Origin of the sequence: Niallia nealsonii, assembly GCF_002835805.1 — a bacterium.
GTDB classification, from domain to species: domain Bacteria; phylum Bacillota; class Bacilli; order Bacillales; family Cytobacillaceae; genus Niallia; species Niallia nealsonii.
The window spans coordinates 113113-137786 of the sequence record NZ_PISE01000022.1; the positions used below are offsets into that span (position 1 = coordinate 113113).

The 24674-nt window shown below is 34.2% G+C and carries 25 protein-coding genes and 1 riboswitch; of the genes, 21 read left to right on the plus strand and 4 right to left on the minus strand.

Going from position 1 to position 24674, the window contains the following annotated elements; genetic code table 11:
- Positions 1 to 72: 72 nt before the first annotated feature.
- The 6 genes from CWS01_RS11290 (at position 73) to CWS01_RS11315 (ending at position 6602) form a co-directional block, all read left to right on the plus strand.
- Positions 73 to 522, plus strand: coding sequence for a MarR family winged helix-turn-helix transcriptional regulator (locus tag CWS01_RS11290; protein ID WP_101177302.1), 450 nt, complete (start codon positions 73 to 75; stop codon positions 520 to 522).
- A 20-nt stretch (positions 523 to 542) separates the two neighbouring features.
- Positions 543 to 2267 (plus strand): ABC transporter ATP-binding protein, encoded by a 1725-nt coding sequence (locus tag CWS01_RS11295; protein ID WP_101177303.1) that lies wholly within the window; start codon positions 543 to 545, stop codon positions 2265 to 2267.
- Positions 2264 to 4129, plus strand: a complete 1866-nt coding sequence (locus CWS01_RS11300) for an ABC transporter ATP-binding protein (RefSeq protein ID WP_101177304.1) — start codon at positions 2264 to 2266, stop codon at positions 4127 to 4129. Before CWS01_RS11295 ends, CWS01_RS11300 begins: the two co-directional genes overlap by 4 nt.
- A 204-nt stretch (positions 4130 to 4333) precedes the next feature.
- The gene (locus CWS01_RS11305) at positions 4334 to 5143 is read left to right on the plus strand and encodes an amino acid ABC transporter substrate-binding protein (RefSeq protein ID WP_101177305.1); all 810 of its coding nucleotides are present in this window, start codon (positions 4334 to 4336) and stop codon (positions 5141 to 5143) included.
- Entirely contained in the window at positions 5130 to 5831 is a 702-nt protein-coding gene (locus CWS01_RS11310) for an amino acid ABC transporter permease (protein WP_101177306.1), read from the plus strand. The genes CWS01_RS11305 and CWS01_RS11310 overlap by 14 nt, the downstream gene beginning before the upstream one ends.
- A gap of 33 nt (positions 5832 to 5864) precedes the next feature.
- A complete protein-coding gene (locus CWS01_RS11315) occupies positions 5865 to 6602 on the plus strand; it encodes an amino acid ABC transporter ATP-binding protein (RefSeq protein ID WP_101177307.1) in 738 nt (245 codons plus the stop codon).
- Between the two features lie 172 nt (positions 6603 to 6774).
- On the opposite strand, the gene CWS01_RS11320 is transcribed toward CWS01_RS11315, so the two are convergent.
- Complete coding sequence (locus tag CWS01_RS11320) at positions 6775 to 6963, minus strand: hypothetical protein (RefSeq protein WP_101177308.1); 189 nt, start codon at positions 6961 to 6963, stop codon at positions 6775 to 6777.
- 494 nt (positions 6964 to 7457) lie between these two features.
- On the opposite strand from CWS01_RS11320, the gene CWS01_RS11325 reads away from it, so the two are divergent.
- The 3 genes from CWS01_RS11325 to CWS01_RS11335 all read left to right on the plus strand — a co-directional run bounded on the left by CWS01_RS11325 (position 7458) and on the right by CWS01_RS11335 (position 11096).
- Positions 7458 to 8744, plus strand: coding sequence for a methyl-accepting chemotaxis protein (locus tag CWS01_RS11325; protein WP_101177309.1), 1287 nt, complete (start codon positions 7458 to 7460; stop codon positions 8742 to 8744).
- 539 nt (positions 8745 to 9283) lie between these two features.
- Positions 9284 to 10450: a rod shape-determining protein RodA gene (rodA, locus tag CWS01_RS11330; RefSeq protein ID WP_101177310.1), complete on the plus strand. Its 1167-nt coding sequence runs from the start codon at positions 9284 to 9286 to the stop codon at positions 10448 to 10450.
- Between the two features lie 400 nt (positions 10451 to 10850).
- Entirely contained in the window at positions 10851 to 11096 is a 246-nt protein-coding gene (locus tag CWS01_RS11335; RefSeq protein WP_101177311.1) for a DUF2573 family protein, read from the plus strand.
- A 177-nt stretch (positions 11097 to 11273) separates the two neighbouring features.
- On the opposite strand, the gene CWS01_RS11340 is transcribed toward CWS01_RS11335, so the two are convergent.
- From CWS01_RS11340 to CWS01_RS11350, 3 genes are read right to left on the minus strand one after another with little or no spacing between them, the layout of a single operon-like run.
- The gene (locus CWS01_RS11340; RefSeq protein WP_101177312.1) at positions 11274 to 11609 is read right to left on the minus strand and encodes a spore coat protein; all 336 of its coding nucleotides are present in this window, start codon (positions 11607 to 11609) and stop codon (positions 11274 to 11276) included.
- Between the two features lie 29 nt (positions 11610 to 11638).
- Positions 11639 to 11917, minus strand: a complete 279-nt coding sequence (locus tag CWS01_RS11345) for a hypothetical protein (protein ID WP_101177313.1) — start codon at positions 11915 to 11917, stop codon at positions 11639 to 11641.
- A 38-nt stretch (positions 11918 to 11955) separates the two neighbouring features.
- Positions 11956 to 12087: a YuzL family protein gene (locus CWS01_RS11350; protein WP_101177314.1), complete on the minus strand. Its 132-nt coding sequence runs from the start codon at positions 12085 to 12087 to the stop codon at positions 11956 to 11958.
- Between the two features lie 236 nt (positions 12088 to 12323).
- Here CWS01_RS11350 and CWS01_RS11355 point away from each other — a divergent pair, with 236 nt between their 5' ends.
- From CWS01_RS11355 to sufC, 12 genes are all read left to right on the plus strand, one after another.
- Positions 12324 to 14702, plus strand: coding sequence for a 3-hydroxyacyl-CoA dehydrogenase/enoyl-CoA hydratase family protein (locus CWS01_RS11355; RefSeq protein ID WP_101177315.1), 2379 nt, complete (start codon positions 12324 to 12326; stop codon positions 14700 to 14702).
- Positions 14703 to 14741: 39 nt separating this feature from the next.
- Positions 14742 to 16502 (plus strand): acyl-CoA dehydrogenase family protein, encoded by a 1761-nt coding sequence (locus CWS01_RS11360; protein WP_101177316.1) that lies wholly within the window; start codon positions 14742 to 14744, stop codon positions 16500 to 16502.
- Positions 16503 to 17140: 638 nt separating this feature from the next.
- On the plus strand, positions 17141 to 17500 hold the full coding sequence (locus CWS01_RS11370) for an arsenate reductase family protein (RefSeq protein ID WP_101177318.1): 360 nt from the start codon (positions 17141 to 17143) through the stop codon (positions 17498 to 17500).
- Between the two features lie 46 nt (positions 17501 to 17546).
- The gene (gcvH, locus tag CWS01_RS11375) at positions 17547 to 17930 is read left to right on the plus strand and encodes a glycine cleavage system protein GcvH (RefSeq protein WP_101177319.1); all 384 of its coding nucleotides are present in this window, start codon (positions 17547 to 17549) and stop codon (positions 17928 to 17930) included.
- A gap of 229 nt (positions 17931 to 18159) precedes the next feature.
- Positions 18160 to 18507, plus strand: coding sequence for a toprim domain-containing protein (locus CWS01_RS11380; protein ID WP_101177320.1), 348 nt, complete (start codon positions 18160 to 18162; stop codon positions 18505 to 18507).
- Between the two features lie 2 nt (positions 18508 to 18509).
- On the plus strand, positions 18510 to 18824 hold the full coding sequence (locus CWS01_RS11385) for a thioredoxin family protein (RefSeq protein WP_101177321.1): 315 nt from the start codon (positions 18510 to 18512) through the stop codon (positions 18822 to 18824).
- 532 nt (positions 18825 to 19356) lie between these two features.
- Positions 19357 to 19701 carry a hypothetical protein gene (locus tag CWS01_RS11390; protein WP_101177322.1) on the plus strand — a complete coding sequence of 115 codons (345 nt, stop codon included), beginning with the start codon at positions 19357 to 19359 and terminating at the stop codon, positions 19699 to 19701.
- Between the two features lie 292 nt (positions 19702 to 19993).
- Positions 19994 to 20106: riboswitch (SAM riboswitch) on the plus strand.
- 158 nt (positions 20107 to 20264) lie between these two features.
- On the plus strand, positions 20265 to 21281 hold the full coding sequence (locus CWS01_RS11395) for a methionine ABC transporter ATP-binding protein (protein ID WP_101177323.1): 1017 nt from the start codon (positions 20265 to 20267) through the stop codon (positions 21279 to 21281).
- Entirely contained in the window at positions 21278 to 21946 is a 669-nt protein-coding gene (locus CWS01_RS11400) for a methionine ABC transporter permease (protein ID WP_101177324.1), read from the plus strand. Before CWS01_RS11395 ends, CWS01_RS11400 begins: the two co-directional genes overlap by 4 nt.
- Before the next feature lie 11 nt (positions 21947 to 21957).
- The gene (locus tag CWS01_RS11405) at positions 21958 to 22797 is read left to right on the plus strand and encodes a MetQ/NlpA family ABC transporter substrate-binding protein (protein WP_101177325.1); all 840 of its coding nucleotides are present in this window, start codon (positions 21958 to 21960) and stop codon (positions 22795 to 22797) included.
- A gap of 161 nt (positions 22798 to 22958) precedes the next feature.
- Positions 22959 to 23324 (plus strand): carboxymuconolactone decarboxylase family protein, encoded by a 366-nt coding sequence (locus CWS01_RS11410; RefSeq protein WP_101177326.1) that lies wholly within the window; start codon positions 22959 to 22961, stop codon positions 23322 to 23324.
- A gap of 561 nt (positions 23325 to 23885) precedes the next feature.
- On the plus strand, positions 23886 to 24671 hold the full coding sequence (sufC, locus tag CWS01_RS11415; protein ID WP_101177327.1) for a Fe-S cluster assembly ATPase SufC: 786 nt from the start codon (positions 23886 to 23888) through the stop codon (positions 24669 to 24671).
- Positions 24672 to 24674 lie beyond the last annotated feature (3 nt).

The window sequence follows — 24674 nt, forward strand, 5'->3', positions numbered from 1 at the left end:
ATAATTGACAATCGATATGTTCAATATATAATTAGGTTACTTACCTAATTAATAGGAGGAGAAATTATTTAAATGGAAGAAAAAGCGCAGCAATTATTACATTCATTAAGGAAATTTCGAAAACTTGCCGATATTAACCTCTCTTTTAATGGGTATAAAAGAAGCGAGATCATTATGCTGTTTATTATTCATCAAGAAAATAATAAAAATGAAAAAGAGATAACCATCTCGCAACTTAGTTCGGCATTAAAAATTACTTCGCCATCAGTTACACAAGTAATTAATGTTTTAGAAAAAGATGGAGTGGTTAAAAGGATCAATGATAAAGAGGATGGCCGTATTGTGCGAATAGCTCTAACAGAAAAAGGAGCAAGTTTAACAAAAGAAATCCTTCAGAAGATAGAAGAAAAATATATTCATCTTGTGCAATATTTGGGGGACAAAAAAAGTGATCAGCTTATTAGCTTATTACAGGAAGTAAGCGACTATTTTGTTCGTAATAAGTGGGATGAAACAAATTAAAAAGGACTGGAGCATTTAAAATGAATAAGCTGTTGCGAGAATTAACTAAGTATCGTATAGGAATTATTATTGTTCTTGTATTAACATTGTTTAGAGCTTTTTCAGAACTTTATTTGCCAAACTTGATGTCAGATATCGTGGATGTTGGCATTATGGAAAACAATAGAAGCTACATGCTGCAACTCGGTGGCTGGATGATTGCTATAGCAGCATTTGGAACTGTTTGTGCCATCTTTTCCAGCTATTATTCAGCACGTATCGCAGCAGGATTTGGCCGTGATATTCGGGGAAATATGTTCCAAAAGGTGGAGAGTTTTGCACTGGAAGAGGTAAACAGCTTAGGAACATCTTCTTTAATTAATAGAACAACAAATGATATTAACCAAGTGCAGCAAGTAACGCTTATGATATTAAGAATGGTAGCCTTTGCTCCAATGATGTGTATTGGAGGCATTATTATGGCTGTAAGCAAAAATGCAAAATTATCGTTGGTATTTGTTGTAGCCATACCAGTACTGGCGCTTGTCATTTTTTCCATTATGAAAAAAGGAATTCCATTATTTAAATCCTTGCAGAAAAAGCTTGATCAATTAAATAGTGTGCTAAGAGAAAATTTAACAGGACTTCGAGTAATTCGTTCTTTTAATAAAGAAAAATATGAACAGAAGCGATTTTTGCAGGCAAATAAGGATTTAACAGAAACAGCACTCTATGTCAATAAAATTATGGCAGTTACGATGCCAATCATGATCGTTGTCATAAATATATCAACGGTTGCAATCGTATGGTTTGGTGGCATCCAAGTAGACCAAGGTGTGATGCAAGTAGGTGATATTATGGCATTTATTCAGTATGGCATGCAAATTATGTTTTCTTTAATGATGGTAAGCATGATATTTGTTATGATGCCTCGTGCCTCTGCCTCTGCAGATAGAATTAATGAAGTACTGCAAATGCCTGCAAGCATAACAGATGAAGATAGTGGAGAGCAAAAGCCAATAAAAGGAGAAATTGAATTTAAAAATGTTGTGTTCTCCTATCCACAAGCAGAAAAGCCAGTGCTTGAAAATCTATCTTTTCAAATAAAACCAGGTCAAACGACAGCTATTATCGGTGGAACTGGCTCAGGAAAATCCACTATATTAAATTTGATTGCACGATTTTATGATATACAAGCAGGAGAAATCCTGATTGACGGCATTAATATTAGGAAATTTAAACAAGATGCACTCAGACAAACATTAGGTTTTGTTCCTCAAAAAGCTGTCTTATTTTCAGGGACGATTGCAGATAATATTCGTTTCGGCAAAGAAGATGCAACAGATGAAGAAGTAGACAAAGCATTGGAGGTTGCCCAGGCAAAAGAATTTGTAGAGAATTTCAATAAAGGAATAAATGCGCCAATTTCACAAGGAGGAACTAATGTTTCTGGTGGACAAAAGCAGCGTTTATCGATTGCGAGAGCACTTGTAAGAAAACCATTGATTTATCTTTTTGATGATAGTTTCTCTGCATTAGATTATCGCACGGATGCTGCACTGCGAAACGCCTTACACAAAGAAATTGACCATGCAACAATGGTTATCGTAGCTCAAAGGGTATCAACCATTAAAGATGCTGATCATATTATCGTACTAGAAGATGGAAAGATTGCAGGAGTCGGCACTCATCATCAACTTGTGGAAACTTGCAATGTGTATAGGGAGATTGTTTACTCACAAAGTGTTATGGAGGAAACAGTATGACAAAAGATCAAGGAAATAGCAAAAATCCTATTATTCCATCAAGGGGACATGGCGGACCTGGTCATATGCCTGTTAGAAAAGCGAAAGATGCAAAAGGGACCTTAAAGAGACTTTTGATTTATTTAGGGAAATATAAAATTCAGTTGTTTCTTGTAGTAATTGCAGCAATATTAAGTACGGTTTTTTCTATTTTAAGTCCCAAAATTTTGGCTAAAGCAATTGACCACTTATTTGAAGGCCTTGTTGCAAAGTCAAAAGGGGTACCAGATGCAGCTATCGATTTTACCGCTATTGGAAAGATCCTGCTTTTATTAGTTGGATTATATATTATCAGTGCATTATTTACGTATATTCAGCAAATTATTATGGTTACCATTTCACAAAAAACAATTTTTGAGCTAAGACAAGATGTGCAGAAAAAGCTAAAAAAAATGCCTTTAAAATATTTTGATCAAACCCCTCATGGAGAAACGCTAAGCCGGGCGATAAACGATATTGATAATATTAATAATACGCTGCAGCAAAGTGTAACACAGTTAATTACATCTGTTGTTACATTTATAGGCGTCATTATTATGATGTTAACAATAAGTCCAATATTGGCGCTTATTTGCTTTTTGACGATTCCATTGAGTATTTTTGTTACCATTCAAATTGCTAAGCGTTCCCAAATTCAGTTTAAAAACCAGCAAGCCACACTTGGTAAAATAAATAGTCATGTAGAGGAAATATTTACAGGCCATCAAATGGTAAAAGCGTTTGGGCATGAACAAAAAGCCATCCATCAATTTAATGACATTAATGACAAGTTATATGAATCTAGCTGGAAATCCCAGTTTGTTTCTGGATTAATTATGCCGCTAATGGCATTGATTAATAATTTGGGTTATGTGTTGATTGTCGTAATCGGAGCGATTTTTGCAGCAACAGGGCGCATTACAGTCGGTGAGGTACAAGCTTTTATTCAATATGCACGACAGTTTTCTCAACCCATTACGCAATTGTCGAATATATCCAATATCATTCAGTCAACCCTTGCATCTGCTGAAAGAGTATTTGAATTGTTGGACGAAGAAGAAGAAATAGAAATAGCTTCATCAGCTAAAGAAATTAACTTTCCAAAAGGTGCTGTCCGTTTCGATTCTGTCTATTTTAGCTATCAAAAAGAAGAAGACTTAATTAAAAATTTATCCCTTTCTATTAAACCAGGTCAAAAAGTTGCAATTGTTGGACCAACAGGTGCTGGAAAAACAACATTAGTTAATTTATTAATGCGTTTTTATGATGTGGACAGTGGAACCATCTTTATTGATGGAGTGAACATACAGGATATGGATCGAGGCAAGTTAAGAGGCATGTTTGGCATGGTGCTTCAAGAAATTTGGTTGTTTAAAGGATCCATTCGCGATAATATTGCTTATGGAAAAGAAGATGCAAAAGAAGAAGAGATTGTGCAAGCAGCAACTTTGGCAAATGCAGATCATTTTATTCGAACATTGCCAGATGGCTATGACACGATTATTAATGAAGAAGGAACAAATATTTCCCAAGGACAAAAACAATTGCTTACAATAGCAAGAGCGCTACTTGCCAACCCCACCTTGTTAATCCTTGATGAAGCAACAAGCAGTGTAGATACAAGGACGGAAGCGCAGATTCAGGAAGCTATGGCGGAATTGATGAAAAATAGAACTAGTTTTGTCATTGCCCACAGGCTTTCCACTATTAAAGATGCAGATATGATTTTAGTAATGAAAGAGGGAACGGTGATAGAAAAAGGATGTCATGATGAGCTGTTAGAGAAACATGGTTTTTATGCAGAGTTATATTATAGCCAGTTTGCTGGTGCCGAGGTTAATTAGAAGAGTGGATAATCCACTCTTTATTTTGTTTTATTGAAATAATCTGATGACTGATTGTTCTGAAAAATAAAAAAGAAATTTTAAGTTTAATACCTACTTTTTTGGTGAAAATAAAAGCAAGTATTAAGCTTTGACAAAAGCCTATTTATTATAATATGATAGCAATTGCTGACAAGACATATCGGAATTTGGAGGAATTACAATATGAGGAAATTAAGTATAATGATTCTATTATTATTGAGCTTATCCTTTGTGCTGGCTGCATGCGGTACAAAAGAAGAATCAGATAAGTCCAATGGTGCAGATACAAGTAATGATTTATTGGCAAAAGTAAAAGAAGATGGCAAATTAGTTGTGGGAACGGAAGGAACATACCCTCCATTCTCTTATCATGATGATAATGGCAAATTAACTGGTTTTGATGTAGAAATATCAGAAGAAGTGGCAAAACGTCTTGGCGTTGAGGCAGAGTTTAAAGAGACACAATGGGATGCAATCTTTGCAGGCTTAGATGCAAAACGTTTTGATATGATTGCAAACCAAGTAGGAATAAATGATGAAAGAAAAGAAAAATATTCTTTCTCTGATCCTTATATCTCTTCTTCGGCTGTTCTAATTGCAAGAAGCGATTCGGATGTAAAAAGTTTTGAAGATATAAAAGGCTTAAAGGCAGCACAATCTTTAACAAGCAACTATGGAGAAATGGCGAAATCATATGGAGCAGAATTAGTTGGTGTTGATGGGTTTAACCAATCGGCAGAATTATTAAATTCTAAGCGAGTAGATGTAACCATTAATGATAAATTATCCTTTTTAGATTATAAAAAGCAAAAGCCGAATGCTAAGATTGAGATTGTTGATTCTGCTGATGATGTATCACAAAGTGGATTAATGTTCCGACAAGATAATGAGACACTAGTAGATGCGGTCAATAAAGCGCTAAAAGAAATGATTGATGATGGTACGTACACAAAAATTTCTGAAAAATGGTTTGGCGAAAATGTTCTTAAGTAATATATTCACAGATCCAGATTTGCTTGAAAGATATACGGAGATTGCCCAAAGTTCCCTTCTGCCTTTGCTGAAGGGGGCGTTTTTTTATACGATACCACTATCAATTATTTCCTTTATCATCGGTCTTATATTAGCTATTTTCACTGCACTTGCAAGAATGTCTGATATCAAAGTGCTTCAATATCTAGCAAGAATTTACATTTCTATTTTTAGGGGAACACCATTATTAGTGCAGCTGTTTATTATATTCTACGGTTTGCCTAATTTAAATATTATTATTGATCCATTTCCTGCAGCAGTTATTGGATTTTCTTTAAGTGTAGGCGCCTATGGTTCAGAAATTGTTCGCGCTGCTATTAGTAGCATTCCTAAGGGACAGTGGGAAGCAGGCTATTCTATTGGCATGAGCTATAGCCAAAACTTAAAAAGAATTATTTTACCGCAAGCGGCTAGAGTTTCTTTGCCTCCTTTATCTAATACATTTATTAGTTTAATTAAGGATACATCCCTTGCTTCCATGATTTTAGTAGTAGAAATGTTTCGTGTGGCACAGCAAATAGCCAGCACCAATTATGAGTTTTTATTATTGTATTCAGAAGTGGCTTTGCTTTATTGGATTATTTGTTTTCCCCTTACGATCATTCAGCAGCATATCGAAGAAAGATTAAGCAAGCATTTAGTTAAATAAGAAATAACTCATCCTTTTTGAAAGGAGCATAACATGATATCCATAAATGGATTGTCCAAACATTTTGGAAAATTAGAAGTATTAAAAGATATAAGTTTGGAAGTGGAAAAAGGAAAGGTGATTGTAGTTGTTGGCCCATCAGGATCAGGAAAAACAACAATGCTGCGCTGTTTAAATCTACTAGAGATTCCGACTGCAGGTAAAATAGCGATCCAAGATCAAACACTGGACTTTTCCAAAAAAGTTGGCCAAAAAGAAATAAATACTTTTCGAAAATTAACAGGCATGGTTTTTCAAAACTATAATTTATTTCCACATAAAACGGTTCTTGAAAATGTAATGGAAGGACCAATTGTTGTCAAAAAACAAGACAAAGCTGCTGCTAAAAAAAAGGCAGAACAATTGCTGTCAAAAGTTGGTTTAGAAGATAAATTAGATTTTTATCCATTTCAACTTTCTGGCGGACAGCAGCAACGTGTAGGCATTGCACGGGCATTAGCTATGGAACCAGAAGTTATGTTATTTGATGAGCCAACTTCTGCTCTTGATCCAGAATTAGTTGGAGAAGTATTAAAGGTAATGAAAGAACTTGCTAAAGAAGGCATGACAATGATTATTGTGACACATGAAATGAAGTTTGCTAAAGAAGTAGCAGATGAAGTCATTTTTATGGATGGGGGCTATATTATTGAAAAAGGAAATCCCGCTGCTATTTTTACTGCTCCAAAAGAGCAAAGAACGAAACAATTTTTACAATTAATCCAAGAATAAAAGGAAGCCTGCTATTTAGTTTGGCATGTCGTTTTTTTGAAAATAAAAAAAGAGGAAGTCAGCATACCTCAATGGGAATGTTAACTTCTCTTCAACAAAAGGGGGAATTACACTTTGTAGTTACAGTGTAGTCCCTTTTTTTACTTTTTATACATAATAAATGCAATTTTTTTTAATCACCTCTAATTTTCCTATGAATCACTTCATCTTCTAATAGGTTCAAAAAGGAAAGAGTAATGCCGGCAAGTAGTGCGGCTAAGGTGTATACTGTAAACCCTGTAAGGATATAGCAAATAAAAGTGCTGAAAAAGGTCCAAATCAAACAGTATTGAACAGCAGATAAAATAAAAAAATTTTTCATTTTGTTACCTTCTTTCCATTTTGCTTTATAGCAATATTCATTCCATCTTTAATAAACGTATGACGATATACATAAGAATAGAAGATAGCAAAACAAAGATGCATGAGTTTTTGCTGCGAAATGCCCCTTTTTTTCAAAAAAAGGGATAAGCCCACACTTTTTCTGAAAAATTACATATCTAATAAGTATAAAGGATAGCTTGTATTACCTTCCAGAAAGTAATTGCAAGCTGCTCTTTATACCGTAACCCCATAACCTCCTCTCATTTTAAGGTATAGTTCTTAGGAACTATACCTCTTTTTTTTATAAGGAAATAAAGTCTAATTATCTACAGTTTATAAGTAATCAAAAAAATAAAAAATAATGCTAATTTAATAATCTGCTTTATAAAGGAAAAATAAAGCCGATACATGTAATATAAAACGAGAGAAAATTTCTCAACGCGAACAAAATTAGTTATAATATCCTATAAAAAGGTGAGGAAGGTATAATTTATGCGTAAAAAGACCCCGTTTAAAAGTTTGAACATAAAATTAATACTTGTTATTATTCTTGCTACTATGATTAGCACCCCTATCTCCATTTATTTGAACGAGATAATGAGGGAAGCACATGTGTTCCGTCCTGAATTCAGCATGTTTATTAATACTATTATTAATTTAATAATTACAACATTGATTGCATCCTTTTTTATTCACCAAATTATTCTTCGCCCAATAAAAAAATTGCTGTATTCTACAAAAGAAATACGAGAAGGCAATTTAAACATTGAAATGGAGAAACAATCAAATGACGAGATTGGCATGTTGACAGAAGAATTTATTCTAATGAAAAATTCTATTAAAAATCTTGTTATAAAAGTAAATGAAACTTCTGAACATATTACTTCTTCTGCAGAAATTTTATCAGAAAATACGGTTAGCACAAGCCATGTTTCAGAACAAATTTCTTCTGCTATACAAAGTGTTGCAGCAGGGTCTGAAGAGCAAACAAATGGCATGGAAATTATTGTAGATTCTGTTGCATTGGTAAATAGTGAAATTAAAGAAATTGCAAAAAGTACAGAAGGAATGGCTAAATCGTCCAATGCTGCTATTGTAAAAGCAAAAGAAGGACAAGAAGTGGTAGAAAGCACCGTAAAACAAATGAGTCTTATTCAAAATTCTGTTAAAGAATCAAATAGCTCTATTGCTTTATTGCAAGAGCGTTCACAAGAGATTGGACAATTTTTAAAAGTAATTACAGAAATCGCAGATCAGACAAATTTGCTTGCATTAAATGCGGCAATTGAAGCAGCACGTGCAGGAGAAGCTGGTAAAGGGTTCGCTGTTGTAGCAGAAGAAGTAAGAAAGTTGGCAGAGCAATCCAATCAATCAGCAAAACAAATTGCTGTACTAGTAAATGAGATCCAAAAAGATACACTTACTTCTGTTAAGACCATGAAACGAGTGACAGAGGAAGTAAAAGATGGGATTAATATTACCAATAATACAAAAGAAAAATTTAATCTTATTTCTGATTCTATGTCTGATATGAGCCATCAAATGGATAGTGTGCTTCAGGCTACAAATAAAATATCGATTAATATTATGGAGGTTGCTGGGTCTGTAGATCAAGTAACAAGCATTGCAAAAGAAAATAGTCAAAATTCTATCAATGTTTCTGCATCTTCTCAGGAACAATTAGCAGCAATGGAGGAGATAACAAGCTCAACTAAACAGCTTGCTCAAATAGCGGATGATTTAGTTGCTTTAACAAAGGGGTTTAATATTAATAGATAACAAAGAGTATCATGCATTTAATGGTAGGCTATGTACAAGCAGTTTATTGTTTTCAATTGTTTGAGTAATGTGTTTTCCAGCAATGGTGGAATAAATAAAGCGTAGCTATAAAGTGTAATAAAATAGTTGCATATATCAGGTAGACGGTCTAACATATGTAGGCAGTCTACCTTTTTTTAGTCTTTTGCTTAAATAACCTATTATTTGGAAAAAGATGAGGCATAATAGGTTAATGAGACTGCTTTTATAGTTAACTGCTTAAATCTATTCACGGATGGCCTATTACTAAAAAGAGAGCGCATGTTTTGGGAAACATGCTTTTATTTACAATTACATCACCTTTATATTAAATTTAAGTTAAATAAATGTCGAAAGTTGTTATTTATTAAGAATACAAATATAATGAAGAATTGAATAAATGCTTAATTTATAAATGGACAAAAAATTTACTGCCTTGTGTTATTACTTCGGATTAAATGGCAGTAAGTATAATAAAATTTCACTTTAATCCTGTAATTTTCTCAAGGAGTAATGTATAAATGAACCGTAATCAAAATAATTCAAAAATAGATTTTAGTCTTGTGCTTATATTAATGCTACTTTGCCTTGCAAGTTGTGTTGCTATTTTTAGTGCGCAAAGTACCGGACAATACAATGAAAACTTTTTAGTCAAACAAATTTTTTGGTATGCCGTAGGAGTTGCTATTATTGCAGGGGTTATCTCTTTAGATTCTGATCAACTAAAAAAGATAGCATGGTATGCATATGGATTTGGCATATTTCTTTTGCTGCTATTAATTGTTGCACCTGAAAGCATCGCAAGAGAAGTAAATGGAGCAAAAAGCTGGTTCCAGCTTCCAGGTATTTCTCTTCAGCCATCTGAATTTGTCAAAGTGTTTATTATTTTAGCTCTTTCAAGAATTATTGTTGAACATCAAGAAAAATATTTAGCGAAAACGTTAAAAACAGATTTGTGGCTGCTAATAAAAATTGTGGGTATTACTTTTTTCCCCCTCATTTTAGTGATGCAGCAGCCTGATTTGGGAACTTCCCTTGTTTTTATCGCTATTATGCTTGGAATGATTTTTATATCAGGAATAACCTGGAAAATAATAGTGCCTCTATTTATGGGAGGCTCCTTATGTGGAGCAGGAATCTTATATTTAGTAGTATGGCAGCCAGCTTTATTGGAAAAATATTTAGGTGTGCAAGAATATCAGTTTGGACGCATTTACTCTTGGCTGAACCCTTACAATTATCAAAGTTCCACAGGATATCACTTAACACAATCATTATTGGCGATTGGTTCAGGCGAGACGGCTGGAAAAGGAATGGGTACAAGAGATGTATACTTGCCAGAGAGTCATTCTGATTTTATATTTAGTGTAATAGGAGAGGAATTTGGTTTTATTGGTGCGAGTGTGCTAGTTAGTTTGTTTTTCCTTCTTATATACCATATTACAAAAGTCGCTTTAGAAACAAAAAATTCCTTTTATACATGTATTTGTGTAGGGGTTATCAGTGCCATCACTTTCCATGTATTTCAAAATATCGGGATGACAGTTGGAGTATTGCCGATTACAGGAATACCATTGCCATTTATCAGTTATGGAGGAAGTTCCTTGATGGGGAATATGCTGGCCATTGGATTAATTTTCTCTATACGTTATCATTACAGAAAATATATGTTTTCAAATGGGGAATAAAGTGAAACTTCAATCCGTGTGGTTCTCCTTCCACCAAGGGATTGTTAGTTGAAACAATCAAGCTTTTACGGGCAGTTTCTACCCACCTAGATTTCTCATTTTCTTTTATAACCTTAAGGTGGGGGTCAAAAGCTTGTTAATGCGTGATAAAATTTAAGATAGATGAAGTGCATAAGCAAATAGAAAAATTTCTGGGCACAAAAAAATAACCTGTCATGTGGCAGGTTATTTTTTTGCTTATCTACTTGTTTCCTTTGGGTGAGGGGGAAGGAAACAATCGATAAAAAGTAATGACAATCAAACGATATTGATAATCATTATCAATTGATTTAATATTATAATAAATTATAATATATATTGTGTCAATCTTTATTTCAAAAAAAAATCAGCGGAGGAAAAAATGGAAGAAGAATTTCAAAAAAAATTTGCTGGATTGTTATCTGACTATACACAATTGTTATTGGGACAACAAAACAAGGCAATCCAAACAAAAGTAGAAATTTGGATGCTGTATTCCCATATGGCGAAGTCTATGCCTAGTTTAGTGAAACATTGGAATCAGGAATTTCCAGAAGGAAAACAGGAAATGATGAACATAATAGCAGAAATAAAAAAAATCAACGAAAAACAAAAACAAAATAAATAAAGAAACATATGCTACTAAGAGACCTGGACAATCTTTTTATGTTATTTTTATCTTTTTTTGAAGTTTTATTATTTAATGTTTTTTTCTAAAGGGGGATATTTAGTTTGATAACAAATACATTAACCATTAATAATCAGTGGGATACAAAACAATGCTCCCACTGATTATTAGTTTATTTTATTGAACAGTCGATGGACCATAAGGGAATTGATTAGTATATCCTTTGAATTGCTGATAAGACTGCTGTAACTTTTGTTGTTCTGCAGACTCTAATTTGTACCAGCCCTTTTGAAACATCACAGTATATAATTCCCTTTGCATATTTTGTGTTTCTGTAAAAATTGCTAATAAATCTTGATATAATGCTTGATGGCTTGCTTCGTTTAAAGCAGTGGAATAAGAATCAGTCATATACTTTTCTGTGGCTAATAAATCATTAATAAAATCTCTATCATTCATTTGTGGTGTTTTAGGTACTTGTGTTTCTGGATTTTGAATAGGTTGTTGATTCATCATTTTCCCTCCATAACTAATTCAAACGATTATTGCTGTTGGTAAGTGCCGCTACTTAAAGATTGTTGGGCATTTAAATGGGAAATTATCTGTTCATAATGTTTTTGATGCATTTGTCCACATTTGTCCAGATAAGATTTTATTGTTTGGTCTTTTGTATTAGTAGCAAAAAAATGTGCTTTTTTCATGGCAAGTAAATTCCATGAAAGCATGTCTGTTAAGTAAAGAGAGTCTTTTACGGTTATGGTCGCTGGCGGCTGCATCATCTCATTTGTGTTTTGCACAGCAGAATGGAATGTTTGCTGCATATTATTTTCCTCCAATCGAAATGGGCTGAAATATTTTATTATTTTTTATACTGATTGTTTTGGCTGTTTACTTTTCCACCACCATCGTTTTCAACTGTTGGTCCAGCATTCCCTTTTACACTTGCTGCACTTACGCCAGCTTTTGATGGATTTTTTTTCACTCTAGGCATTGTTGTCACCTCCTACACTTACACATAGTAGCCTTTCCTATCTCAAAAGTTTTAATGAATTAAATCATCATTTACCATAAGTTTTCAAATAAAAATGATAAAAATGTGGACAAAAAAACAGGCAGGATATAATGCACTATCGTATATAGATATAAAAAGGTAAATTTATGATGCATACAGTAGGTGAATATTGTTTGTTTTGAAAAAATTATAAAAAAATGAGAGGGAGGAAAAAAATGAGTGTTATAAAGCAAGCAGTTGTTATAGGTGCTGGCGTCATGGGAGCATCCATAGCGGCTCAATTAGCGAATGCCGATATTCCTACACTGCTTCTTGATATAGTTCCTGATGATCTTTTAGCAGAAAAGAATAATTGGTGCTCCCAACTGGATGGGGATAATAGAAATCAATTAGCAGATAAAGCCAAAAAAAATTTAATGAATCAAAAGCCTAGTCCCATTGTTTCTCTACAAAAACTTTCTTTAATAGAAACGGGAAATATAGAGGATCATTTATCTAAAATATCAAAGGCAGACTGGATTATTGAAGCAATTACAGAAGATATAGAAGCAAAAAGGTCATTGCTTCAAAAAATAGATGATTTCAGAAAAAAAGGATCAATTGTAAGCAGCAATACATCAGGCATTTCCATTGAAACGATGGTGGAAAATTGCTCAGCAGACCTTCAAGCACATTTTTTGGGTACACATTTTTTTAATCCCCCACGTTATATTACTCTCTTAGAATTAATCGCAACCCCTAAAACGAATCTAACTACCCTACAAAAATTCAAAGAATTTGCAGAAAAACAATTAGGGAAAAATGTAATAATTACGAAGGATACCCCTAATTTTATCGCAAACCGAATCGGTGCCTATGCATTTTTAACGATAGTAAAAGTAATGACAAAGTCAAAGCTGTCAATTCCAAAAGTAGATGAACTAACTGGGAAGTTAATTGGACGTTCTAAGAGTGGGACATTCCAAACATTAGATTTAGTAGGATTAGATACATTTTCATATGTTGTAAAAAATATTCAGGAAAGATCTTCTAATCATAGCGAAAAAGGTTTTTATATCATGCCGCCTTTTATGGAAGAAATGATCGAGCAAAATTTGCTAGGAAGAAAAACAGGAAATGGTTTTTATAGAAAAACTAAAAGTGGAATAGAAGCACTTGATTATCAAACTATGCAATACCAAAGGGTAGAAAAAAAGAAACTGCCAGAAAAAGAATTGCAGGAGTTTATTTATGAGGACAGCCAGGATGCAAAATTTTTATGGGAAAGCATCATGCCATTTCTATTATACAGTGCGGCTTTATTAGGAGAAATAGCAGATACCATTTACGAAATAGATGAGGCTGTAAAATTGGGCTTTAATTGGGAAAAAGGGCCATTTGAAATATGGGATAGTATTGGATTAGTTAAAAGCATAACAAAATTAAAATCTGCAAATATTGCCGTTCCAAATTGGATAACCGAAATGATAGAAAAAGGAGAACATGTTTTTTATAAAAAAGAAAAGGAAGCATTAACTTATTATAACAATGGGAAGTATACGCCAATTCAAAAGGATTCCCATCATATAGACGTACAGGAGAAAAAAAGACAAAATGGCATATTAGCCAGAAATGATAGTGGAACACTTTTTGATATTGGCGACGGGGTGGCGATGCTGGAACTTCATGCCCCGCATAATGTAATTGGGATGGATGCAATTGAGATGATGGATGCAGCAGTTAGGGAAGTGGAAGAAAATTCAGCGTTTAAGGGATTAGTGATTGGCAGTGGAGGAACAAATTTTAGTGTAGGAGCAAACCTAGCATTGCTATTAATGGAAGCACAGTCAAAAGATTATTCGGAAATTGAACTGGTTGTACAAAAGTTTCAAGAGGCCATGATGAAAATAAAATATGCGAAAAAACCGATTGTTTCAGCGCCATTTGGCAATACACTAGGAGGCGGTGCTGAGATTTGTTTAGCTTCCTCTTATGTGCAAGCATTACAAGAAACTTATATTGGTCTAGTGGAAACAGGGGTAGGACTAATTCCTGGAGGCGGGGGAACAAAAGAACTGTATATAAACTCACTAAAAGAAGTAGATTTGCTTCAAGAAGAGGCACTAATAAAAACGGTCAAAAAAGTATTTTTCACTATTTTTACAAGTAAAGTATCTACTTCTGCAGAAGAGGGAAAAGAATGGAAATTGCTTAATAAAAAGGATCAAATTACGATGAATAAACGTTATTTAATTTATGATGCAAAACAAATGGTGCTTAAACATTCTACTTTGTATAGTCCCCCACAAAAAAGAAAAGTTGTTGTTGCAGGAAAACCAGGATATGACTTGTTAAAAAAGGAATTATCTAAGTTAGCAATGACGGGAAGGCTATCTCCTTATGAAAGAATTATTGGCGAAAAATTAGCTTTTGTTTTAACAGGAGGAAATTTGCCCTTTAAATCAGAGGTAGAGGAAGCCTATTTGCTGCAGTTGGAAAGGTCAGCATTTATGGAGCTGATTCAAGACAAACAAACACAAAAACGAATGCTGCATTTATTGCAGACAGGAAAAATCTATCAAGAGAAAAGGGAAAACACTTCCCCTGCTAACTAAAATTTTGTTTGATAAAAATAAGGTAACTGTGACGGAGTGATGAGAGTGAAAAAAGGTGGCAGCTTTTTAACAGAAGAAACAAAAGAAATGGATATTTTTACACCAGAAGATTTCACGGAAGAACATTGGATGATTGGAAAGATGACAGCAGATTTTGTGGATAAAAGAGTAATAAAAAATCTAGCTGCAATGGAAAATCACGATTTTAAGCAAGTGGTGGAATTGTTGAAAGAGGCGGGGGAGTTAGGACTTTTAAGTGGTGACATACCAGAGGAATTCGGTGGATTAGGCTTAGATAAAATAAGTTCTGCTATTATTTCAGAAAAGATGTCTATTGCAGGAGGATTCTCTGTTACCCATGGTGCACATATTGGTATAGGCTCTCTTCCCATTGTTTTATTTGGAAATAAGGAACAAAAGGAAAAATATTTGCCCTATTTAGCAACAGGAGAAAAAATAGCAGCATATGCGTTAACTGAACCACAAGCAGGGTCGGATGCCATGAGCATTAGAACAACTGCTGCTTTAAATGAAGAAGGCACCCATTATATTCTAAAAGGAGAAAAACAATGGATTACAAATGCTGGAATTGCTGATGTTTTTACTGTATTCGCAAAAATAGATGGAAAAGATTTTTCCGCCTTTATCATAGAAAGGGAGTTTGAAGGATTTTCTATCGGCAAGGAAGAAAATAAACTCGGCATAAAAAGTTCCTCTACCTGTGCATTAAAGTTTGACAATGTAGCTGTACCTGTAGAAAACTTGCTTGGAGAAAAGGGAAAAGGACATATTATTGCATTAAACATTTTAAACATTGGCCGCTTTAAATTGGGAGTCGGTGCAGTTGGTGCAAGCAAAGAAGCAATCAAAAAGACAATCTCCTATACGAATAATCGTATCCAGTTTCATACCCCAATTACTCAATTTCCATTAACAAAAGAAAAATTAGCCACAATGTCTGCCTATTTATATGCAGCAGAAAGTTCTGTTTATCGAACTGCCGGATTAATCTCCACTAGTATGAGTCCATTGCCACATGACGCTGATAGAAAATTAATAGCTTCTGCCATAAATGAATATGCGATTGAATGCAGCCTAAACAAGGTATTTGCTTCGGAAGTGCTTGATATGATTGTAGATGAATGTGTGCAATTGCATGGAGGAAACGGGTTTATGGAAGGTTATGATATAACAAGGATGTATCGTGATGCTAGAATAAATCGTATATTTGAAGGCACAAATGAAATTAATCGCTTATTAGTTCCAGCTACCCTTTTAAAAAAGGGAATAAAGGGCGAACTTCCATTATTGCAAGCTGCTAAAAATGTAGAGCGACAATTGCTGACACTGCTCCCGGCTGATCCTGAAAAGTCCATTTTGGCACAAGAAAAAATGTTTGTGGAAAACGGAAAAAAAATTGCATTACTTTTACTTGGCTTAACTGCCCAAAAATTTGGACACAAATTAGAGAATGAACAAGAAATACTTGCCAATCTATCAAATATTATCATGACGGTCTACAATATGGAGTCTGCAATATTACGAACAGAAAAAGGAATAAAAAGAGGGCAAAATAATGAAATACAAAAAATTCTTTATACAGAAATTTACTGTGCAGAAGCATTTCAAAAAATCAACTCTGAAGCAATAGAAATACTAGCAAATATGGAAAGTGGAGATAACCTTCGCCTGCTGCTTGCGAGTTTGAAAAAATTGACGAGACATTTGCCGAAACCAATTATTTCCTTAAAAAGAAAAGCGGCAGAGGAAATAATAGCAAAAAAACAATATATTGTATGATAAGGATAAATCTAAAAGAAAGGCTGTTTTCGTAATCTTTGTTGCTTTTAAAGGAGTGGGTGGATTTCCATTCCAGGATGCCCGCTTTCCGTAGAGCGGGCGGTAAGTCTCCTCGGCTTATCGCCTGCGGGGTCTCATCTGTCCCGCTAATCCCACAGGATTCTCGCACCTTTCACTCCAATCCACCTGTTTTAACCATGGATTTATTCATGGAAACTATCCAAAAAAAAAATCATTTTTTAGAAAACAGCCAAAAGAAAAGACAAATTCTTTTCGTTCAGATTTGTCTTTTTTTAAAAGCTTATTTTCACAGTTATCTTTCGTTGAACCAATTCGGCTTTTACGGGGAAGTTTCTGCCTACCTAGATTTTTTGTTTCTTCTTTTAATCTCGAAGTAGGAGTCAAAAGCCTGCTAAATAGGGGGAAATTAATTTGCTGCGAAACAACAAGTTTACGAAAAGAGCCTTTTATAAACCTATTGTTTTTATATGTTAAAAAAACTCTCATGGGGAAGTAGCTTGATCATAATTTTAGCCATTAAATTATAATTATGCTCAATTTCTATATTATGATTTTGAAGAAAAATATGATAATATGCAAGTATATGTAATGAAATTCAACAAAAAATAGGTGATAGAATGAAAGTTACATTTTATTGGTATCCAAAATGCGGTACATGCAGAAAAGCTAAAAAGTGGCTTGATGAAAATGGTGTAGCATATGAAGAAGTACATATCGTCGAAAACCCCCCTTCCCGCTCTAAATTGGAAGAACTGTATAAAAACAGTGGAATGGAATTAAAGAAGTTCTTTAATACAAGTGGCCAAAAGTACCGGGAACTTGGGTTGAAGGACAAAGTAAAAGAGGCATCAGATGCTGAGCTATTAGATATACTAGCATCAGACGGCATGTTGATCAAACGTCCATTAACTACGGACGGAAATAAAGTAACAATTGGATTTAAAGAAGAAGAGTTTAAAGAAAGTTGGATTAAATAGAGCCTGCTTTTTTTAATATAATAATACTATTTGGAGGGAATTGTATATGAGCATACCGAAAGATTTACGTTATTCAGAAGAACATGAATGGGTAAAAGTAGAAGGCGAAAATGCCCGTATTGGTATTACATACTTTGCACAATCAGAATTAGGGGACATTGTGTTTGTTGAACTCCCTGAAGTTGGCGATGATGTTGTAGCAAACGAGCCATTTGGAAGTGTTGAATCAGTTAAAACGGTATCCGAATTATACGCTCCAATCAGCGGTAAAGTAGTGGAAGTAAATGAAGATCTAAGTGATAATCCAGAGTATGTTAATGAATCACCATATGAAAAAGCGTGGATGGTTGTAATTGAACCTAGTAACAAAGAGGATATTGATGGACTTATGACTGCAGAGCAATATGGGGAAATGACAAAAGAAGATTAATACCGAGAAGGAGTTGTCCTGAAACATGAACGAAAACTTCGCCGCCACAGTAAGCATAGATAAAGCTGAATGGATTGGGGGGAAGTTCGTGCATGAATGGATTAGCTCCTTTTTTTATCTAGGAAAAACACTAAAGATTTGAAAATTCAGAAAAATTTCAAAAAGTACTTTCCCTCTTGTTTTATATATGATAAAGTTGAATTCAATACTTCCATTTAGGTGATCAGAGATGAGCAAAATAATCATTGTTGAAGGCAAATCAGATAAGTTAAAAATTAAAAATATTATTAGAGAGCCAATTGAGATTATTTGTACAAATGGAACGATCGGTGTATCAAAGCTAGATGAACTAATAGAAGAATTATTTGATAAAGATGTTTATATCTTAGTAGATGCTGACAAATCTGGTGAAAAGTTAAGAAAACAATTTAGAAAAGAAATGCCTGAAGCAGAACATTTATATATTGATAAAATGTATAGAGAAGTTGCGAGTGCTCCAACCCATCATTTGGCTACGGTTCTATTGCATGCGAATATTGATGTTTTTCCGGAATATTTAGATTTAAGGATGAATTAGAAATGAATAATTGGACGATAGAACAAATAAATAGTGTTATATCAGAAGAAAAAGAACAGGCTTTTCTGCTTTATTTGTATACCCCTCTTTGCGGGACATGTCAGGTTGCATCAAAAATGCTTACTGTTGTGGAAGCTATGGTGAAAAATGGAGTTTTTGCAAAAATGGATTTAAATTATTATCCGGCGCTTGCAGAAAAATATGAGGTGGAGAGTGTCCCATGTCTTCTAATTTTTAAGGGAGGAAACTTGGCAGAAAAAAAATACGCCTTTCATTCGGTGCCTTATTTATTAGAAGAAATTCAAAAATATACATAATGGTTATTCCTGCTGATTTCCTTACTAGTCAGCTGTATGAGAAAAAATCGCCTTTTTTGTAAAAGGCGATTTTTTATAGTCAGGTATTTATCACGCATTAACGGGCAGTAAAACCCCCACCTAAGGGAGTGTAAGAGAAAACGAGAAATCTAGGTGGGGGATAACTGCCCATAAAAGCCTGATTGGTTCAACTAACAACTAGTGGGGGATGAAGAAAACCCCCACTGGTTGAAGCTTCACTTTATGAAAATCGACATGGAAGATAAGAGTATGACATTTCTCGGGAAATATATCGACGGAATTATTACATAAAATCAATTGTTTATTTAATAGCTTTAACCTCCTTTTTTATAGAACTGCTCTTTTATTTTAAAACAAGCGAAAATCTGACAAAGTCCAACAAAGTACACGGAAAAAAATGTTTTTTTTGTCTAAATAAAAATAATAGGGATTTTTCTTTTTAGAAAGGGTTTTAGCTGGTAGGAAAGAATACATATAAAAGATATAGGGAGGATGAAAAGGGAGGGTATTTATGCATCAGCTAGTAATGAGATTAATAGATAATTTAAATAAAAGTAATGCGATAAAACCAATGCTTTATAAAAAAACATTTATTTTATTAGTAAAATGTGACGAAGAGCATTATTATATTGAATTAAAAGATGTTCAGTTTCGTCTTGTAGAAAAACTGGATTGTAAGCCTGATATTGTATTAGAAGGCTGTGAAAAGGACTTGCAGGCGATATTGCTAGGAAAAACATTATTGCGTGAGTCGAAAAAAAGACAAAACATTTTTATTACCTCCAATTTTCGAAAAGTATTAATGCTAGAGTCTCTTTTTTATTTAGGAAATCTTCACGATGTAGCTGCTGAATAATTGGAGCTTTTCGTTAAATGTTTTTGGAACATCTTCATTTTTACCATTAAAAACATTCTCATAAAAATAAATCATAGGTATAGTAGAAATAGAAACGTACGCTGCAATATAGCCAGTGTATTTTTTTTGTCTATTTAAAAAGAATGTAAGAACATTTAACATTATTTACTCAAAATTCAGAAAAAACATTATATTAAAAAATACTGAAAATAGGATTGACACTTTCTTTACGAACGTGTTAAAGTACCTCTAACGAATAATTTCGACAAAACTTTATTTAATTATATAGATACTCTTATCAAGAGAGGTGGAGGGATGTGCCCGATGAAACCCGGCAACCGTCAGCGAAAAAATGCTGATATGGTGCCAATTCACACAAAGCAATTGTGCTTTGATAGATGAGAGAAAGGTAACAGATTATCATGCCTTTCTGCTCATAATGTGCAGAAAGGTTTTTTTTGGTTAAAAAAGGGATGAACCTTTTGCCTCTATCCAATAATATATAAAAATAATGAAACTTTTATTGAAATAAATATATCTTTTGTGAAAAAGCAGGTGAGAATATGATTCATATAAATCGAGTAAAAAAAATATATCCTTCTAAAAATGGAGAAGTAAGAGCAGTTGACAGCGTGGATTTGGAAATTAACCAAGGAGAAATATTTGGAATCATAGGCTATAGTGGTGCTGGAAAAAGTACACTAATACGCATGTTAAACGGATTGGAAATTCCAACAGAAGGCTCTGTAACCGTCGCAGGTTACGAAGTTTCAAAAATAAAAGGAAAAAAATTAAGACAAGCAAGACAAGAAATAAGCATGATTTTTCAGCATTTTAACTTGCTTTGGTCTAGAACGGTTAAAGAAAATATTAGCTTTCCTCTTGAAATTGCGGGTGTGAAAAAGCTTGATAGAGATAAAAAAGTCGATGAGCTAATTAAGCTTGTTGGTTTAGAAGGAAGAGAAAATGCTTATCCATCTCAACTTAGTGGTGGTCAAAAACAAAGAGTCGGGATTGCCAGAGCTCTTGCAAGTGATCCGAAAGTTCTATTATGTGATGAAGCTACGTCCGCTCTAGATCCACAAACAACAGACGCGATTTTAGATTTACTAGTAGATATAAATAAAAGATTAGGGCTAACAATCGTTTTGATTACGCATGAAATGCATGTTATCCGCAAAATATGTCATCGAGTTGCCGTAATGGAAAATGGAAAAGTAGTAGAATCTGGTCCTGTTATCAATGTATTTAAACATCCGGAGGCAGAGATCACAAAACGTTTTGTGCAACAAGTAATTGAGTTAGAGGAAACAAAAGATACCATTGAACATATTGTCGCACATTATACATCTGGAAGCATTGTGATGTTAGGTTTTGTCGGAGAAAACGCCGAGCAGCCAATTATCACCAAGCTGATTCGCTCATTTGATATAACAGTGAATATTATTCAAGGGAAAATATCGCCCACACAAAATGGCTCCTATGGAACATTGTATATACATTTGGATGGAGAGCAAAAAGACCAAGCTCTGCAATTCCTTCAGTCCCAAGAAATTAGTGTGGAGGTGATAAAAAAATGATGACACACTTATTTCCAAATGTAGATTGGGAGAAAATGTGGCTGGCTACCCAAGAAACATTATATATGACAGGTATTTCTATTGTTGCAACTTTTGTTTTAGGACTTTTACTAGGAGTTATTTTATTTTTAACAGCCAAGGGAAATATGTGGAGCAACCCAGTAATTAATAAGATTATTAGTGCGGTTGTGAATATTTTTCGCTCCATCCCTTTTATCATTTTAATCGTATTATTAATCCCTCTTACGATGATTTTAGTGGGAAGCATGATTGGCGTTAATGCTGCATTGCCTGCCTTAATCATTGGTGCTGCGCCATTTTATGCTCGCTTAGTGGAAATAGGGTTAAGAGAAGTGGATAAAGGGGTAATTGAAGCAGCAAAATCAATGGGTGCCAAACCATCGACTATTATCTTTAAAGTACTGCTTCCTGAATCGATGCCGGCACTAGTATCTGGAATTACCGTAACTACTATTGCGTTAGTTGGTTCAACGGCAATGGCTGGTGTAATTGGTGCAGGCGGTTTAGGAAACTTGGCATATTTAGAAGGTTTCCAGCGAAGTCAATCAGATGTTACGCTTGTAGCAACCATTATCATTCTTATTATTGTATTTATTATCCAATTTATTGGAGATTATATTACATCTAAATTAGACAAAAGATAGGAGAGAAAAACATGAAAAAATTATTTGCATTATTAGCAGTGTTTACTTTAGTATTGGCACTTGCAGCTTGTGGAACAGCAAAAGAAGAAGACAATGCAGCAGAAAATGAAAAGGGCAATACAAAACTAGTTGTCGGTGCTTCTAATGTGCCGCATGCTGAAATTCTTGAAGCAGCAAAACCTCTTTTAGAGAAAAAAGGCATTGATTTAGAGATTAAAACATTCCAAGATTACGTATTGCCAAACAAAGCGTTAGAATCAAAAGAATTGGATGCTAACTATTTTCAGCATATTCCTTACTTAGAGCAGCAAATTAAAGACAACGGCTATGACTTTGTCAGCGCTGGAGCAATTCATATTGAACCAATGGCAGTATTCTCTAAAAAATACAAAAGCTTAGATGACCTTCCAAAAGGTGCAACAGTTATCTTCAGCAATTCTGTAGCAGAACATGGCCGTGTATTATCATTACTTGAAAAAGGCGGTTTAATTAAGCTGAAAGATGGCGTGGAAAAAACATCTGCAACGATAAAAGACATTGTGGAAAATCCTAAAAACATTAAATTTAAAGCAGATTATGAGCCTTCATTATTGCCGCAAATCTATAACAACAATGAAGGGGATGCTGTAGTTATTAATGCTAACTATGCATTAGATGCTGGCTTAAACCCTGTTAAAGATTCTATTGAAATCGAAGGAAGCGAGTCTCCATATGCTAATATCATCACAGTTCGCAAAGGTGATGAAAGTAAAGAAAGCATTAAAACTTTAGTAGAGGTTCTACATTCTAAAGAAATTCAAGATTTTATTAACGAAAAATATAAAGGTGCAGTTGTTCCTGTCACTGAATAATACTTTTTTTGAAAAGAGCTTGCACTTTTTTGCAGGCTCTTTTGTTTTGTCCACTTTCTATTTTAATTCTTGTTTGGTTAACGCAATTGCGGGAAGAATAGAATATATGGGAATATACAATACTACAAAGGTAGTGGAAAAGAATAAAGGGAGTGGATAGTTTGGATATTCAATCAGGGCATTCCGTGGAACATGCGTTGCTTCATTATAAAGAAGGATTAGGAACATTTACGCAAAAAATGCCAGAATTGGCTAAAAGCTTTAATGCCTTCACAGAAGTCTGTTTTCAAGAAGGTGTATTATCTCAAAAACAAAAACAGCTTATTGCGTTGGGAATCAGTCTCTACTCCCAAGATGAATATTGCATTATCTATCATGTGAAGGGCTGTCTAGATCAAGGAGCAACTGAGGAAGAAATTTTGGAAACGATTGGAGTTACTGCTGCATTTGGCGGCGGTGCAACGATGAGCCAAGCAGTTACCCTCGTTCAAGAGGCAGTTTCAGAATTAACAACATTAAAGCAATAAACTATTTTTAATTTGCAGGCTGTCGGCGAACACCGGCTTGCCTTGTTCGGATGCTCATTTCCCGACTACGGTAATTCCGCTTCTCTCAAGGCTTCAATCCTCAAAAGGCAGACATTTTCAATCAGCCTGAGAGTATTCGTTTTTGACCTTGTCTACACTCTGAGCAATAAAATGTTTGGATTGGGGATTATTTTACTAAAGGTTTTTAACTACAATAGAAGTTTTTTCTTCTAGTGAATGTGCTGCTGCAATTCTGAGGAACCAAAGATTTTGGTTCCTCTCCTTACATTATAGGTAGAGAAATACTCATGCATGCATAAGAGATCTACATTTCATTTAAAATGATTAAATATAAAAATTCTTATAATTCGGACAATTTACATAAAAGAAAGCTGATATTACAATGAAACCCTTTTTATTTTTCAGAGAAATAGTAAAGAACCATTCTATAGGTTGATATCAGTTTTTATTTGTTATAATATTAGAATGAGAATAAAATGATAATGAAGTTTCGACAAAATTTTTGAATAAAACTTCTTTTTATTATGGGGGTATAAAATAATGAGTCAATCGAAATTGGTAATTAATGATTTACATGTAGCAATTGATGAAAAAGAAATTATTAAAGGTCTTAACCTTGAAATTAAAGGTGGAGAAATCCATGCGATTATGGGACCAAATGGTACAGGGAAATCTACCCTATCTTCCGCAATTATGGGTCATCCAAAATATGAAATAACAAGCGGTGCCGTTACACTTGATGATGAAGATGTATTGGAAATGGAAGTAGATGAACGTGCTCGCGCAGGTCTGTTTCTTGCTATGCAATATCCAAGCGAAATTAGTGGGGTAACCAATGCTGATTTCTTGCGTTCTGCATTAAACAGCCGTTTAGGAGAAGGCAATGAAATTTCTCTTATGAAATTTATCCGTAAAATGGACAGCAATATGGAGTTCCTTGAAATGGACCCAGATATGGCACAAAGATATTTAAATGAAGGTTTCTCTGGCGGTGAAAAGAAACGTAATGAAATTCTTCAGCTTATGATGTTAGAACCTAAAATTGCAATTCTAGATGAAATTGATTCTGGATTAGATATCGATGCATTAAAAGTTGTATCAAAAGGCATTAACAAAATGCGTGGCGAAGACTTTGGATGCTTAATTATTACGCATTATCAAAGATTATTGGATTATATTACACCAGATGTGGTGCATGTAATGATGCAAGGACGCATTGTTAAAACTGGCGGACCTGAGCTTGCACAGCGTTTAGAAGCAGAAGGTTACGATTGGATTAAGCAAGAGCTTGGCATCGAAGACGAAACAGTTGAACAAGAAGCGTAAGGT

Excerpts from the sequence above, each read along its gene's own strand:
- CWS01_RS11340 (WP_101177312.1), bottom strand. The coding sequence starts at position 11,609 with ATGAATCAACAACCTATTCAAAATCCAGAAACACAAGTACCTAAAACA.
- rodA (WP_101177310.1), top strand. The coding sequence starts at position 9,284 with ATGAACCGTAATCAAAATAATTCAAAAATAGATTTTAGTCTTGTGCTT.
- CWS01_RS11295 (WP_101177303.1), top strand. The coding sequence starts at position 543 with ATGAATAAGCTGTTGCGAGAATTAACTAAGTATCGTATAGGAATTATT.
- sufC (WP_101177327.1), top strand. The coding sequence starts at position 23,886 with ATGAGTCAATCGAAATTGGTAATTAATGATTTACATGTAGCAATTGAT.
- CWS01_RS11315 (WP_101177307.1), top strand. The coding sequence starts at position 5,865 with ATGATATCCATAAATGGATTGTCCAAACATTTTGGAAAATTAGAAGTA.
- CWS01_RS11395 (WP_101177323.1), top strand. The coding sequence starts at position 20,265 with ATGATTCATATAAATCGAGTAAAAAAAATATATCCTTCTAAAAATGGA.
- CWS01_RS11380 (WP_101177320.1), top strand. The coding sequence starts at position 18,160 with ATGAGCAAAATAATCATTGTTGAAGGCAAATCAGATAAGTTAAAAATT.
- CWS01_RS11325 (WP_101177309.1), top strand. The coding sequence starts at position 7,458 with ATGCGTAAAAAGACCCCGTTTAAAAGTTTGAACATAAAATTAATACTT.
- CWS01_RS11310 (WP_101177306.1), top strand. The coding sequence starts at position 5,130 with ATGTTCTTAAGTAATATATTCACAGATCCAGATTTGCTTGAAAGATAT.
- CWS01_RS11355 (WP_101177315.1), top strand. The coding sequence starts at position 12,324 with ATGAGTGTTATAAAGCAAGCAGTTGTTATAGGTGCTGGCGTCATGGGA.
- CWS01_RS11360 (WP_101177316.1), top strand. The coding sequence starts at position 14,742 with ATGAGAGTGAAAAAAGGTGGCAGCTTTTTAACAGAAGAAACAAAAGAA.
- CWS01_RS11305 (WP_101177305.1), top strand. The coding sequence starts at position 4,334 with ATGAGGAAATTAAGTATAATGATTCTATTATTATTGAGCTTATCCTTT.
- CWS01_RS11345 (WP_101177313.1), bottom strand. The coding sequence starts at position 11,917 with ATGCAGCAAACATTCCATTCTGCTGTGCAAAACACAAATGAGATGATG.
- CWS01_RS11300 (WP_101177304.1), top strand. The coding sequence starts at position 2,264 with ATGACAAAAGATCAAGGAAATAGCAAAAATCCTATTATTCCATCAAGG.
- CWS01_RS11405 (WP_101177325.1), top strand. The coding sequence starts at position 21,958 with ATGAAAAAATTATTTGCATTATTAGCAGTGTTTACTTTAGTATTGGCA.
- gcvH (WP_101177319.1), top strand. The coding sequence starts at position 17,547 with ATGAGCATACCGAAAGATTTACGTTATTCAGAAGAACATGAATGGGTA.
- CWS01_RS11390 (WP_101177322.1), top strand. The coding sequence starts at position 19,357 with ATGCATCAGCTAGTAATGAGATTAATAGATAATTTAAATAAAAGTAAT.
- CWS01_RS11320 (WP_101177308.1), bottom strand. The coding sequence starts at position 6,963 with ATGAAAAATTTTTTTATTTTATCTGCTGTTCAATACTGTTTGATTTGG.
- CWS01_RS11400 (WP_101177324.1), top strand. The coding sequence starts at position 21,278 with ATGATGACACACTTATTTCCAAATGTAGATTGGGAGAAAATGTGGCTG.
- CWS01_RS11370 (WP_101177318.1), top strand. The coding sequence starts at position 17,141 with ATGAAAGTTACATTTTATTGGTATCCAAAATGCGGTACATGCAGAAAA.
- CWS01_RS11335 (WP_101177311.1), top strand. The coding sequence starts at position 10,851 with ATGGAAGAAGAATTTCAAAAAAAATTTGCTGGATTGTTATCTGACTAT.
- CWS01_RS11350 (WP_101177314.1), bottom strand. The coding sequence starts at position 12,087 with ATGCCTAGAGTGAAAAAAAATCCATCAAAAGCTGGCGTAAGTGCAGCA.
- CWS01_RS11385 (WP_101177321.1), top strand. The coding sequence starts at position 18,510 with ATGAATAATTGGACGATAGAACAAATAAATAGTGTTATATCAGAAGAA.
- CWS01_RS11290 (WP_101177302.1), top strand. The coding sequence starts at position 73 with ATGGAAGAAAAAGCGCAGCAATTATTACATTCATTAAGGAAATTTCGA.